Annotated in this window: 17 protein-coding genes and 1 tRNA gene; 8 read left to right on the top strand and 10 right to left on the bottom strand. The window is 61.0% G+C overall.

Going from position 1 to position 12,116, the window contains the following annotated elements; genetic code table 11:
* Window positions 1–123 precede the first annotated feature (123 nt).
* On the top strand, window positions 124–807 hold the full coding sequence (locus tag Q1A07_RS14795) for an SIMPL domain-containing protein (RefSeq protein ID WP_299782648.1): 684 nt from the start codon (window positions 124–126) through the stop codon (window positions 805–807).
* 59 nt (window positions 808–866) lie between these two features.
* On the opposite strand, the gene Q1A07_RS14800 is transcribed toward Q1A07_RS14795, so the two are convergent.
* The 3 genes from Q1A07_RS14800 to Q1A07_RS14810 form a co-directional block, all read right to left on the bottom strand.
* Window positions 867–2,159, bottom strand: coding sequence for an O-acetylhomoserine aminocarboxypropyltransferase/cysteine synthase family protein (locus tag Q1A07_RS14800; protein ID WP_299782650.1), 1,293 nt, complete (start codon window positions 2,157–2,159; stop codon window positions 867–869).
* Between the two features lie 86 nt (window positions 2,160–2,245).
* The gene (locus Q1A07_RS14805) at window positions 2,246–3,253 is read right to left on the bottom strand and encodes a hypothetical protein (RefSeq protein ID WP_299782651.1); all 1,008 of its coding nucleotides are present in this window, start codon (window positions 3,251–3,253) and stop codon (window positions 2,246–2,248) included.
* A gap of 99 nt (window positions 3,254–3,352) precedes the next feature.
* Window positions 3,353–3,436: transfer RNA gene (locus tag Q1A07_RS14810), tRNA-Tyr, on the bottom strand.
* Window positions 3,437–3,546: 110 nt separating this feature from the next.
* Between Q1A07_RS14810 and rlmB the strand changes: the two genes are divergently transcribed.
* The 3 genes from rlmB to Q1A07_RS14825 all read left to right on the top strand — a co-directional run bounded on the left by rlmB (window position 3,547) and on the right by Q1A07_RS14825 (window position 5,349).
* Window positions 3,547–4,323, top strand: a complete 777-nt coding sequence (gene rlmB / locus Q1A07_RS14815; RefSeq protein WP_299782653.1) for a 23S rRNA (guanosine(2251)-2'-O)-methyltransferase RlmB — start codon at window positions 3,547–3,549, stop codon at window positions 4,321–4,323.
* 24 nt (window positions 4,324–4,347) lie between these two features.
* Window positions 4,348–4,662 (top strand): hypothetical protein, encoded by a 315-nt coding sequence (locus tag Q1A07_RS14820; RefSeq protein ID WP_299782655.1) that lies wholly within the window; start codon window positions 4,348–4,350, stop codon window positions 4,660–4,662.
* Window positions 4,663–4,881: 219 nt separating this feature from the next.
* The gene (locus Q1A07_RS14825; RefSeq protein WP_299782657.1) at window positions 4,882–5,349 is read left to right on the top strand and encodes a CoA-binding protein; all 468 of its coding nucleotides are present in this window, start codon (window positions 4,882–4,884) and stop codon (window positions 5,347–5,349) included.
* Here Q1A07_RS14825 and Q1A07_RS14830 read toward each other — a convergent pair.
* From Q1A07_RS14830 to hisA, 4 genes are read right to left on the bottom strand one after another with little or no spacing between them, the layout of a single operon-like run.
* A complete protein-coding gene (locus Q1A07_RS14830; protein ID WP_299782659.1) occupies window positions 5,346–5,654 on the bottom strand; it encodes a phosphoribosyl-ATP diphosphatase in 309 nt (102 codons plus the stop codon). The two genes, Q1A07_RS14825 and Q1A07_RS14830, sit on opposite strands and share 4 nt — an antisense overlap.
* On the bottom strand, window positions 5,651–6,412 hold the full coding sequence (gene hisF / locus Q1A07_RS14835; protein ID WP_299782661.1) for an imidazole glycerol phosphate synthase subunit HisF: 762 nt from the start codon (window positions 6,410–6,412) through the stop codon (window positions 5,651–5,653). The genes Q1A07_RS14830 and hisF overlap by 4 nt, the downstream gene beginning before the upstream one ends.
* A 7-nt stretch (window positions 6,413–6,419) precedes the next feature.
* Window positions 6,420–6,896, bottom strand: a complete 477-nt coding sequence (locus tag Q1A07_RS14840) for a DUF2867 domain-containing protein (RefSeq protein WP_299782663.1) — start codon at window positions 6,894–6,896, stop codon at window positions 6,420–6,422.
* Between the two features lie 18 nt (window positions 6,897–6,914).
* Window positions 6,915–7,637 carry a 1-(5-phosphoribosyl)-5-[(5-phosphoribosylamino)methylideneamino]imidazole-4-carboxamide isomerase gene (gene hisA, locus Q1A07_RS14845; protein ID WP_299782665.1) on the bottom strand — a complete coding sequence of 241 codons (723 nt, stop codon included), beginning with the start codon at window positions 7,635–7,637 and terminating at the stop codon, window positions 6,915–6,917.
* A gap of 142 nt (window positions 7,638–7,779) precedes the next feature.
* Here hisA and Q1A07_RS14850 point away from each other — a divergent pair, with 142 nt between their 5' ends.
* Window positions 7,780–8,166, top strand: coding sequence for a DUF2147 domain-containing protein (locus Q1A07_RS14850; protein ID WP_299782667.1), 387 nt, complete (start codon window positions 7,780–7,782; stop codon window positions 8,164–8,166).
* Window positions 8,167–8,335: 169 nt separating this feature from the next.
* Window positions 8,336–8,809, top strand: a complete 474-nt coding sequence (locus tag Q1A07_RS14855) for a hypothetical protein (protein ID WP_299782669.1) — start codon at window positions 8,336–8,338, stop codon at window positions 8,807–8,809.
* 67 nt (window positions 8,810–8,876) lie between these two features.
* Here Q1A07_RS14855 and hisH read toward each other — a convergent pair whose 3' ends face one another.
* Entirely contained in the window at window positions 8,877–9,515 is a 639-nt protein-coding gene (gene hisH / locus Q1A07_RS14860; RefSeq protein ID WP_299782671.1) for an imidazole glycerol phosphate synthase subunit HisH, read from the bottom strand.
* 1 nt (window position 9,516) lies between these two features.
* Window positions 9,517–10,104: an imidazoleglycerol-phosphate dehydratase HisB gene (gene hisB, locus Q1A07_RS14865; RefSeq protein ID WP_299782672.1), complete on the bottom strand. Its 588-nt coding sequence runs from the start codon at window positions 10,102–10,104 to the stop codon at window positions 9,517–9,519.
* Between the two features lie 139 nt (window positions 10,105–10,243).
* Here hisB and Q1A07_RS14870 point away from each other — a divergent pair, with 139 nt between their 5' ends.
* Together Q1A07_RS14870 and Q1A07_RS14875 are read left to right on the top strand one after the other, a co-directional pair.
* Window positions 10,244–10,483, top strand: coding sequence for an Lrp/AsnC ligand binding domain-containing protein (locus Q1A07_RS14870; protein ID WP_195820631.1), 240 nt, complete (start codon window positions 10,244–10,246; stop codon window positions 10,481–10,483).
* Entirely contained in the window at window positions 10,480–10,824 is a 345-nt protein-coding gene (locus Q1A07_RS14875; RefSeq protein WP_299782675.1) for a hypothetical protein, read from the top strand. Before Q1A07_RS14870 ends, Q1A07_RS14875 begins: the two co-directional genes overlap by 4 nt.
* 18 nt (window positions 10,825–10,842) lie before the next feature.
* Here the strand turns inward: Q1A07_RS14875 and Q1A07_RS14880 are convergent, their stop codons facing one another.
* On the bottom strand, window positions 10,843–12,072 hold the full coding sequence (locus Q1A07_RS14880) for a winged helix-turn-helix domain-containing protein (protein WP_299782677.1): 1,230 nt from the start codon (window positions 12,070–12,072) through the stop codon (window positions 10,843–10,845).
* Window positions 12,073–12,116 lie beyond the last annotated feature (44 nt).

The raw sequence follows: 12,116 nt of genomic DNA on the forward strand, positions 1-12,116 counted from the left end.
AGATCGATCATGTATTGGCAGAACATATAGCGGGTCTTTGCCGAGGAAAAGTAAACGCCAAGTTTACCACTTGTTCAAACCGTAAGGGCCGTATCAGATGCCGCTGCAATCAGGAGATTAACAATGAGACATGTTTTGAAGGCGATGCTACTGGTGATCCTCACCACAGGGGTCGCAATGGCGGACGAAGACCGGATCATCACGGTCACTGGCGTCGGCACTGTTGAGACCGTACCGGATATGGCAACCGTTCGTCTTGGCGTCACCCATCAGGCCAAAGAGGCCGCGGCGGCCATGTCCGCCACCGGCGAAGGGGTCGCCGCTGTGCTCAGTCGGCTCGAAAAGGCGGGTCTCGCTGCGCGGGACATACAGACAGATCAGCTCTCGCTCCAGCCGGTCTGGTCGGACTACACCTTGAACAGTCGGCGGATCACCGGCTTTTCAGCCACCAACATGTTGATGGTCCGGGTGCGGGACCTTGATGCGCTCGGGCGCGTGCTGGATCTCGTGATCACGGATGGCGCCAATTCCTTCAACGGTCTTTCCTTCGGCTTGCAGGAGCCGAAACCCGCTCAGGATGCTGCACGCGCTGCGGCGGTGGCGGATGCGATAGATCGCGCGCGACAGCTGGCTGAGGCTGCGGGGGTGACCCTTGGCCCGATCCAGAGCATCAGCGAATATGTTGGCGGTGCCCGGCCCGAGATGATGAACATGCCGATGTCGCGCTCGGCTGCGGATGTGCCGATTGCGCAGGGCGAAGTGTCGGTTGCGTCACAAGTGAACGTCGTATTTGCGATTGTGGAGTGATCCGGTCGCGCACCAAATCGAAAGGGCGCCGCTGAGGCGCCCTTTTTACGTGGCGGAGGTCAGCTTGCGGCTTTCGACAACGCCTGATCGAGATCGGCAATCAGGTCTTCGGCATTCTCGGTTCCGATGGAAATCCTCACGACGCTGGGCCCGGCACCTGCGGCTTCTTGCTGCTCTGCCGTGAGCTGCCGGTGAGTGGTCGATGCCGAGTGGATCACCAGACTGCGGGTATCGCCGAGGTTCGCCACGTGGCTGAAGATTTCCAGCGCATTCACGAATTTCACGCAAGCCTCGTAGCCGCCCTTGATCGCAAAGGTGAACAATCCGCCAGCGCCCTTGGGGCAGATTTTCTTGACCCGATCATTGTAAGGCGACGACTTGAGCCCGGCATAGGTAACATAGTCAACGCGCGGGTCTTTTTCGAGCCAACCGGCCACGGTCTCGGCGTTTTCCACATGCCGCTCCATGCGCAGGCTCAGCGTTTCGGTACCCATCAGCGTGTAGTGTGCGGCTTGCGGGTTCATGGTCATGCCCAGATCGCGCAGCCCTATGGCGATGGAGTGGAAAGTGAAGGCCAGGGGTCCGAAAGTCTCGTGGAACTTCAGCCCGTGGTAGGCAGGTTCGGGCTGGCTGAGCGAGGGGAATTTGTCATTCGCCGACCAGTCGAACTTGCCACTGTCCACCACGCACCCCCCGGTGACGGTGCCGTTGCCGGTCAGGTATTTGGTGGTTGAATGCACCACCAGCGTCGCGCCATGCTCGATCGGGCGGCAGAGATAGGGCGTGGCCGAGGTATTGTCGACGATCAGCGGAATGCCCGCCGCATCGGAGATTTTCGAGATCGCATCGAGGTCTGTGATGTAGCCGCCGGGGTTGGCGATGGACTCGCAGAAGACTGCGCGCGTGTCATCGTTGATCGCGGCCTTCACGGCATCGAGATCGTCGAAATCGACGAAGGTGCACTCCCAGCCAAACCGTTTGATGGTGTGGCTGAACTGCGTGACCGTGCCGCCGTAAAGGCGCGTGGAGGCCACAATGTTCTTGCCCGGCCCCATCAGAGGGAAGAGCGCCATGATCTGCGCTGCATGCCCCGACGAACAGCAGGCCGCCCCGACACCGCCCTCAAGCGTTGCAATCCGTTCCTGCAGCACGGCGACGGTGGGGTTGGTCAGGCGGGAATAGATGAACCCCACTTCCTGCAGGTTGAAGAGGGCGGCGGCGTGGTCCGCATCCCGGAACACATAGGCCGTTGTCTGGTAAATCGGGGTCTGGCGCGCACCGGTCGCGGGGTCGGGACGGGCGCCTGCATGAATTTGCAGGGTGTCAAAACCGTAGTCGGGGCCGTCTGTCATGGGGTTCCTCCTGAGGACTTCGTTAACGGTATCGTTAGGCGATGGGGGGCAGGCATACAAGAGTGCCAGCCTGCAAGGCATGTGCCTCAGCGCATCCAGAAGCCCGCCGATTTGATCCGGTTGCGGATGGCGGCCTCGCGGCGCGGCAGGTTGTCCTGATCGAAAAGCGCGCGCACCTTTGTCCCGCGTCCCTGGTAGACATTTCGCTTGATCGGCGCGTGCGCCTTGAGCAGTTTCTTGATCTTGTTGGGGGCCGCGACCTCTTCGAGCACCTCGATCACCGTGTCACTTTCACGGGCATAGAGCAGCGGGAACATGCGGTAGTGGCAGCTGACGGAGCCATCGAGCAGCCCCTCCGGCAGCATGTCACGCCCGCCCCCCAAGGCGTGAATGACGAGCGGCAGCGCGATCTGATCCAGCCAGGGGGTCATTTCCTGCGCACATAGTTCTTTTGGCGGGTCGTCCCGGATGGCTACGGCATAGTCTTCGAAGAGCGCACCAAAGCGGCGCGGGCAGCTGTAGAAGAAGTAGCCTGCATTGAAGTAGAGATAGCGCCGCCAGTATTCATCCGGTTGGTTCCGATCAAGCGAGCTTTCGAAGTCCAACCCGAACTTGTCGTAAAGCGACCCCCACAAATCGCTGTATCCTGGCCCGTAGAGTTCCGGTTTCGGCCATGTGCCTTCCCGTTTGAGCGAGGCGGAGGGGCGGTCAAAGTCGAAAGGCACGGAGCTCAAATCCCCGGTAATCAGCGTGTCAGTGTCAAAAAAGACAAAGGGCGTGCCTTCGGGCAGCTCCCTGAGCATTTCGATCTTGTTGCCGTACGGATACTTGACCCCAAAATGGCGAGACTCGAAGGGAATGATCTCTGCCTCAAGCATCTCCAGCATCTCCAGCACACCCTGATCTGAAATGCGGGGGTCCTTCGGCCACAAGGGACCGGGCTGCGGTTCTGCGATCAGCAGGCGGCCCTTAAAGTCCGGGCTGGAGCGGCGCAGAGAAGCCGCGAAAAGCAACGCCTCATAGGTCAACCGACCCTCTTGGGCGACGACCACCACGTTGAAATCTGGTGTGAAATTCTCAGCCGTTGCGGCCATATCAGCCTGTTCGTTAAAGGTATTATGCCCCAACTATAGGGCCAAGTCGGGCACGACTAAAGCGATTTGCGCGCAGGAGGTTGGATGAGATGTCGTGAATGGTGGGCGACCCTGGAATCGAACCAGGCGTGCGTCTCCGCGAGGGAGTTACAGTCCCCTGCCACACCTTGCGGCCTGTCGCCCACGCCGCTGATGCATTGCACCTGCGGTGAAGGCGTGATTACAAGCGGTGCCCAGAGGCGTCAAGGCGAAATCAGAACCTTTTTGGCGCTGGAATGAACAGGACCGATCCGATGAAAAAACCCAAGTGGGTTGTGCAGAAAGAGCAGGATAAAAAGGCGCAAGGCCGCGAGACGGTCTGGCTTTTTGGCCTGCATGCGGTGCGTGATGCGCTGATGAATCCCGCGCGGGAGAAATTGCGGCTGGTGGTGACGCTGAACGCGCAGAACAAGCTCGCGGAGGCCATCGAGAGCGCCGGCGTGACGCCGGAGGTTGTCGATTCGCGCAGGTTCGCGGCCCCGCTTGATCCCGGATCGGTGCATCAGGGGGCCGCGATGGAGGTCAAACCGCTGGACTGGGGGCGTCTGGAGGATGTCTGCATCGGCCCGGTATCGCCCCGGGTCGTGATGCTCGACCGGGTAACCGATCCCCATAACGTAGGGGCAATCCTGCGGTCTGCTGAGGTCTTGGGGGCGTCCGCCGTGGTGGGAACCCGGCATCATTCCGCCCCTGAAACCGGGGCCTTGGCCAAAACCGCCAGCGGCGCCCTTGAACGCCAACCCTACATCCGCGTCCGCAATCTGGCAGATGCGATCAAGGCCCTGCAGGACATGGGATATATCGTCTTGGGGCTGGATGGTGAGGCGACCCAAACAATTGAGGCGGCGGTCGAGGGCAAGCGCGACCGGCCTGTAGCGCTGGTGTTGGGCGCCGAAGGGCCAGGGCTGCGCGAGAAAACTAAGGAAACGGTGGATGCGCTGGTGCGGATCGACGCTGGCGGTCAATTCGGCTCGCTCAACGTCTCGAACGCGGCAGCAATCGCCTTATATGCATCCAGAGCGTCCGCATGACGCTTGAGGTTTAGGACGCGCTGAATGGCTCATTCAACGAAGATTGCAACATGTTGCTATTGCGGGACACGCGCCGCGCTGGTGCTGGGGCGGGACCGTCACGAACTCGTCTGCTCCAGCTGTGGCGCACCGCTGCACGAGTTGAAACGTCTGCCGCAGGAGCACCCCGGGAAAACCGAGCTTGTACGCCCCTCCGCGGTGCGCAAGTCGTCGAAAACTGCTAAAACCCCCAAGATGAAAAAGCACAAGCCGCGTCGCAAGAGCTACAAGCGGCGCAAGGGTTTCATGCAGCATCTGATGGAAGAGGCCTTTGACGTGATCGAAGATATCTTTGATTGAGTATTCTGGCGGGTTTCTGCGCGAAAATTTAACGTTTCGTTCACAGATTTGCGAGACAGTCTGGATATGCGGGTTTGCACGCATATCTAAGTGTCATGTCAAAGAGCTCGGAACGCTTTTTGATTTCATGACTGTCCCTCGTTCCGTACCTCTGCGCGCCCCTTGCTTTATAGCATCGGGCGCTCTTTTTTTCGGGCGTCGGGACAGGTAGGAAGAGTCATGACCTATTCGGACGTCCAGCTTAAGAAAATTCTGACCCGCACGCGCCGCATTGCTGTGGTGGGCGTGTCGATGAACCCGGTACGGCCCAGCTATTACGTGGCGCGGTATCTGTCCCTGAAAGGGTTTCAGGTGGTGCCGGTCAATCCGCGTCATGCCGGGGAGGTGCTATTGGGGCAAAAGGTGCGAGGCGCGCTGTCCGATATCGAAGGTGGCGTGGATATGGTCGATATCTTTCGCCGCTCGGACGCCGTGCCGCCAATCGTTGATGAAGCTCTGGCGCATTTTCCAAAGCTTCAGACGATCTGGATGCAGATCGGGGTGGAACACGCCGATGCCGCAGCACAGGCCGAAGCGCGCGGCGTCACGGTGATCCAGAACCGCTGCCCCAAGATCGAATATCAGCGCCTGTTCGGAGAGTTGCGCATGGGCGGGTTTGCCACCGGGATCGTCTCATCACGGCTTTAGGAGCGTGCGGCTTTTTCGGCCAGTCCCGATTGGCCCTGACGACGGCCAAGCTCGTGCAGTACCTCATCCAGCGTCACGTCCGAGGCGGCCAGCATGACCAGCAGGTGGTAGAGCACGTCTGCCGCCTCCGACGTCAGGCGGTCTTTGTCGCCCTTCACCGCTTCGATGATCGCCTCTACCGCCTCTTCCCCGAATTTCTCGGCGCATTTTTGTGGACCCTTGGCAAGAAGCTGCGCCGTCCAGCTGCTGTCCGGGTCCGCCGATTTGCGGGCTTCGATGGTTTGGAACAGGTCGTCTAGGGTCATGTCAGCCTCATGGGGATGCCCGCAGCGGCCATATGCGCCTTGGCCTCGGCAATGGTGTAGTCGCCAAAGTGAAAGATCGACGCGGCCAGCACCGCAGAGGCTCCGCCTTCGGTGACCCCGTCCACCAGGTGATCCAACGTGCCCACGCCGCCCGAGGCGATCACCGGCACCGGCACCGCATCGGAAATGGCGCGAGTGAGCGGCAGGTTGAACCCGGCGCGTGTGCCGTCACGGTCCATCGAGGTCAGCAGGATTTCGCCCGCGCCCTTTGCCGCCACGGTTCGGGCGAATGCAACGGCATCGATGCCGGTTGGCTTGCGGCCGCCATGGGTGAAAATCTCCCATTTTCCGGGGCTGACGGTCTTGGCGTCGATGGCGACCACGATGCACTGGCTGCCGAACTGGTTCGCCGCATCCGCCACCACATCGGGGTTGGCCACGGCGGCGGAATTGAACGATACCTTGTCGGCGCCCGCCAGCAGCAGGGCGCGCACATCAGCGGAGGTGCGCACGCCGCCGCCCACCGTCAGCGGGATATAGCAGTGTTCGGCTGTCCGGCTGACCACGTCGAACATCGTGCCGCGATTTTCGTGGGTGGCGGTGATGTCGAGGAAACAAAGCTCGTCCGCCCCCGCCGCATCATAGGCAATGGCCGCATCCACAGGGTCGCCCGCATCGCGCAGATCGACAAAATTTACGCCTTTCACGACACGCCCTTCGGCGACATCCAGACAGGGGATGATACGGGTTTTCAGCATGTGGCACTCATTCCGGCAGGAGGGTGGACCGGCCATCGCGTTCAGCGCGGGCAACCCGGGCCAGCGCGTTGCGGGCGATCAGGATGTGAAACGGCAGGATGGACCGCAGATAGAGGCGCCCCCCCAGATTATGCGGATGCACCCAGGTGGCCAGAAAGACGTGGCCGGCATCGCTCAGGACGCTGACGCGGAAATTGAGGTGCCTGTCGTCAAAGCCAGCGATGAGTTCGTCGTCGGCGCTATGTTCAACGGGGAAAAATCCAATTTTTTCAGATTTCTCCGGGCCGTCCTTCATCAGACCAAAGGGCGCGGTGAGCAGGTTGCGCAGGGCGACAAGACCCTTTGCCCATCCCGGAAAATCCACGATGATGCGCGCCGCCGAGGGCGCGGGCAGGGTGCTGGCGACCCGGTAGCAATCCAGAAAGTCACCCGGTGTCATCCGTGCGTGCAGGCGGCTTTGCACAGGCAAGTCGGTTTTGGTCACTACTGGAACCATGCTTGGTCAGGCCTTCAGTGCTGCAAGTGCTTCTTTCAGGTCGATGGCCCCATCATAGAGGGCGCGACCGGAAATTGCGCCTTGAAGATCTGCGCCACAATCACGCAGGGCGATCAGGTCCTCCAGCGATGAGACACCGCCCGAGGCGACCACCGGGATCGACACCGCCCGGGCAAGCGCCGCGGTAGCATCGATGTTGGGGCCTTTCATCGCGCCGTCACGCAGAATGTCGGTGTAGATGATGGCGGCGACCCCGGCGTCTTCGAAGGATTTGGCGAGCTCGGTCACCCGGACGTCCGTCTCCTCCGCCCATCCCTTGGTGGCGACAAACCCGTTGCGCGCATCGATACCCACCGCCACATGGCCGGGGAAGGTACGTGCCGCTTCGCGCACCAGATCGGGGTTTTCGACGGCCACGGTGCCTAGAATTACGCGGGTGAGGCCTTTTTCGAGCCAGGCTTCGATGGTGGCCATATCGCGGATGCCGCCGCCCAGTTGCACGGGAATGGTGCAGCTCTTCAGGATCGCCTCGACCGGCGCGGCATTCACCGGCTCTCCTGCGAAAGCGCCATTCAGGTCAACCAGATGCAGCCATTCACACCCGGCGGTGACAAAGTCCTGCGCCTGGGCGACCGGGTCATCGTTGAAGACGGTCGATTTGTCCATATCCCCGTGCAAAAGGCGCACGGCCTGACCGTCCTTGAGGTCAATCGCAGGGTAAAGGATCATGGTGCGGGTCCTGTTTCGATATTGGGGGTATGGTACAGACCGTCTCTTGCACGCTTTGGCATGGTTTTGCAACGCGACGCAGGGTCATGCTTGCAGAGCCCGCCCCGGAATGCGGAGACTGCCGCGCAAAAGGGAGGACAATATGAAGAACCTGACAACAGCAGCACTCGCACTCGCGACATGCGCCGGTGTAGCACTGGCCGATCCTATCGAAGGCATCTGGCAAACCCAGCCGGATGACGGCGCCTATGCTCTGGTCGCAATGGCACCCTGTGGGCCGAACTACTGCGGCACGATCGAGCGGACGTTCAATGCGGATGGCGAATACCAGTCCGACAACATCGGGAAGACATTGGTGATCGATATGGCGGCGGAAGGCGGCGGCAAATACAAGGGTAAGGTTTGGCGCCCGTCCAACGATAAAATCTACATCGGCAAAATCGCACTTGACGGTGATAGCATGCGCCTGTCGGGCTGCGTGGCCGGTGGCTTGATCTGCTCCAAGCAGACATGGTCGCGCGCAAAATAGGGCAGCCTGCCGCGTTTACATATGGGCGGAAGAACTGACCTGGGCCTTGACCGAAGCTCCCCCCGCTCAACGCTTCATTAACAGGTAGTGGCTTAATACAGGTGTTGATCCTTGCTCCCGCGCCTTGGGGGTAGGGCGTTTCTTATGGGAACTCGCACCGGGCCGCCGAATGCCACAACGCCGCAAACCAGCATCCGAAGTGACACCTGAATACGAGGATTCAGGTCTGTTCAAGAACAAGGTCGGGCAGCTCTCGGTTGAGCTGGTGCCGCAGATGATGCGTAACGGGCGCAATGATCTTGTCGTACGGGGGTTCGTGAACCGCACGATTGAGATCGAAGTGGCCTTCGCCGGGCGGCGGGTCAAGGAAGTGGGCCCGCTGGAGGCGCGATTGCGGGCCATGATGACTCATGCGGTCAAGAAAGCGGCGGCCAGTGGGGGGAAGGAGCCGGATACGGATCACATTCGATTGCCGGTTCTGATCGAAGGCGCGTGGCGGCCCCGGTTCAAGCGTGACCAGGCGGGGTGGGAGACGCGCAGTTACTACCTCTTTGCGGCGCGCTGGTCCGTTCTGGACAATGAAGGCAACACGGTCTCATTTGGATCTCCACCCATCGTGGTTGCAAGCCAGTATCAGGATTGACGCAGGCGCGGGGACGCGCGCTGAGGTTCAGCATGCGCGGCACTCAGATGACTGCAAGCCCCGTGTTTCAAGGGCGCCAGGTGAGGAAATTTCCGATCATGCGCAGACCGGCGGCCTGGCTTTTTTCCGGGTGGAACTGCAGGCCGATCATCGTGCCGGTGCCAATCACCGCCGTGACATCGCCGCCGTAGTCCACATGGGCCAGCCGCTGTTCGTCGCGCGCGACTTCCATGTGATAGCTGTGCACGAAATACGCGTGATCCCCGGTCTTGATACCGTCAAAGACCGGGTGCGTGCCGTCCAGCACCAGATCATTCCAGCCCATATGCGGCACCTTGAGCGCGGGATCTGACGGTTCGATCTTCCGCACCTCGCCCGCGATCCAGTCCAGCCCTTTGGTATCGGTGTATTCGCGCCCCCAACTGGCCATCAGCTGCATACCAACGCAAATCCCCATGAAGGGACGGCCCTTGGTCTCCACCGCCTCGACCATCGCCGCGTAGAGGCCGGAATGGCCTTTCAATTCGGCCATGCAGGCGGGAAAGGCCCCATCGCCCGGCAATACGATGCGGTCCGCCCGCGCTACAACATCCGCGTCCCCGGTCACGACGATCTCGCCGCCGCCTGTTTCGCGCGCCATGCGCTCGAACGCCTTTTGCGCCGAATGCAGGTTGCCGCTTTCATAGTCAATAATCGCCGTCAGCACGTCAGAGTGCACCTTTGGTCGAGGGGATCGCATCCGCCTTGCGCGGGTCAACCTCCACCGCGTCGCGCAGCGCGCGAGCGACGGATTTGAACGCCGCCTCAGCGATGTGGTGGCTGTTGAGCCCGTGCAGCATGTCCACGTGCAGAGTGATGCCCCCATGGGTGCTGAGCGCCTGAAAGAATTCGCGCACCAACTCAGTGTCAAAGGTGCCGATCTTGGCGGTGGGCAGATCGACGTTCCAGATCAGGAAAGGCCGCGCTGACAGATCCAGCGCCGCACGTACCAGCGCGTCATCCATCGGCAGAAGGCAGGCGCCATAACGGCGGATGCCCCGTTTGTCACCCAGGGCGGCGGCCAGGGCCTGGCCGATGGCAATGCCGGTATCCTCCACCGTGTGGTGGTCGTCGATGTGCAGATCGCCCTGTGCCCGCACCGTCATGTCGATCAGCGAATGGCGCGCCAGCTGGTCCAGCATATGGTCGAAAAATCCAATCCCGGTCTGGTTGTCATAAGAGCCGGTCCCATCCAGATCGAGGGTCACGGTGATCTCCGTCTCCGCGGTGGAACGGGTGAGGGTGTGGCTGCGCATAGGGGCCTCCGGGCCGAAGTGAGTGCGCGCCCTTATAGCAGCCTGCGGGTCCGCGCCAAGATGTGACATTCGGGATTGCAGCGCCCGTGCCGTATATGTCAGCTTGGGGTCGAGGCGAACCGCCCAATCAGGAGCATTCATGGCCACATGCGTCTTTATCCAGATCCGCTGCACACCGGGCACGACCTACCGGGTGGCGGAGGAGATCGCCCTGCGCGAAATCCATTCCGAGCTCTATTCGACCAGCGGCGATTTCGACCTGCTGATGAAGCTCTACATTCCCAAAGACGAAGATGTGGGCAAATACATCAATGATCATCTGCTGGACATCAAAGGGATTGAGCGGTCGTTGACGACGATGACGTTCAAGGTCTTTTGAGGCGCGGGCTTAGCCTCGGCGCGCTGGCGCTCGTGATCTGTGCCGGGCCTTTGGCGGCCGGGCAGAAAACCTATGCCGGCGAAGAAGCCGCTGCCTTGCGCTGTGCCAATACGCTGGCTTTCACGGCGGTGGCCTTGGAATCGTCAGGCGGGATCGGCCAGTTGGAGAAGGATGTGATGCTGGATATCACCGTCCGTATCCTTGTCGATCATGTCAGCGGCACGTGGCGGCAGAAAAAGGCAGCACTGCGCATCGTGCGCGACCGGCGTGACGTGATCGAAACGCTGGATGATTTTCGGCGCTACGCCAATCAGTGCCTGGCGCAGTTTCCCATCAACTGAAGAGGAGGCCAGCCGTTGTTACGCGGCGGCGAGATGGCGCGTGATCCGCGCATATCGGCGGTCTTTTCGCAGGTTCTGCAGCATGGGCTCTTGCTCGAGCCACATGTGATCCCGGTAGCCTTCGTCAACGGCCGAAGAGAGGGCCTCGAATGCACGATCATGTTCGCCCATCGTGGCAAAGGCAAAGGTGTCGTGAATCTGGCAGAGCGAAGTTGCCGCGCCATGGCCGCAGAGCTTGTTGAATGCTGCTTCGGACTTGCCAAGCAGGGCCAGTACAGGGGCAAGCGTCTGACAGGACCTTGGATCATCAGGGTTCAGTGCCAGTTGCGCCTCCACGCCACGCCGACAAATCGCCGAAATCCGATAAGACAGCGAAGAGTCGAAAGCCTTGGCAGCGCGGGCCGCAAGAAAGAGTGCGCGCGCGGGATCCACGGTCAGTTCGGCGGCGCGCATCGCCAGCGTGGCGGCCTCGCGATGACGTCTGGACGCAAAGGCCGAGCGCGCAGCGAGGTAGTGCCCCTCGCCATCCCGGTCTCCCAGCTCGATGCTGCGCGCAAAGGCATTGCTTGCCTCAGCGTTGCGGCCAAGGCTGGCCAGCGCAAAACCATATGCGCTGTGTGATATGGCGCAGGTTGTGGCGCTGGAAACCGCGATCTGGCCATGTTCCGCAGCCGCCAGCAGTGTTTGTCTCGTGCCACCGCCATAGAGCCCCGTGTGCGCCAGCGAAATTGCGTGCTGAGCCTGCGCCATGGCAGCCTCCGGCGCAAGTGCAACGGCTTCACGGCTCAATTCCGTTGCGCGACGTACTGCGTCGCGGTCCCCGCCTGCCAGTGCGGTACGCGATTCGAGCACACGAATATACGCATCGATCGACATTGCCGGGACCTGCGGCGAGAACTGTGGCGTGACGCTGTCGAGCGGACGGGTTTGCACCAGTAACCGGTAGCCCACCTTGGCGACGGTGCCGATCATTGGTTCGGCATTTCTCCCGTTGCGGAAGGCCCGCCGCAGTTCTGCCACCGCCTGGCTGAGGCTTTCGTCGGTCACTGTGACATTGGGCCAGACAGCATCCAGAAGCGCCTCGCGAGTGACCGTTTGTCCATCGGCGGTGCATAGTTCTGAGAGCACGCCAAAAGCCCGTGGAGAAAGTCTTTTTTCAACGTAGCCATCGCTGATGGCACGGGCGCCGGGATCAACCCGCCAGCGTCCAACGGCAAAAGGTGCTGTGCGAAATTGGATAAATGACATGGTAAAATACCCCCTTGCTACGTGCATGTGGTGTCTGACAGAAA

The sequence above is a fragment of the uncultured Roseobacter sp. genome, assembly GCF_947492555.1.
Classification (GTDB): domain Bacteria; phylum Pseudomonadota; class Alphaproteobacteria; order Rhodobacterales; family Rhodobacteraceae; genus Roseobacter.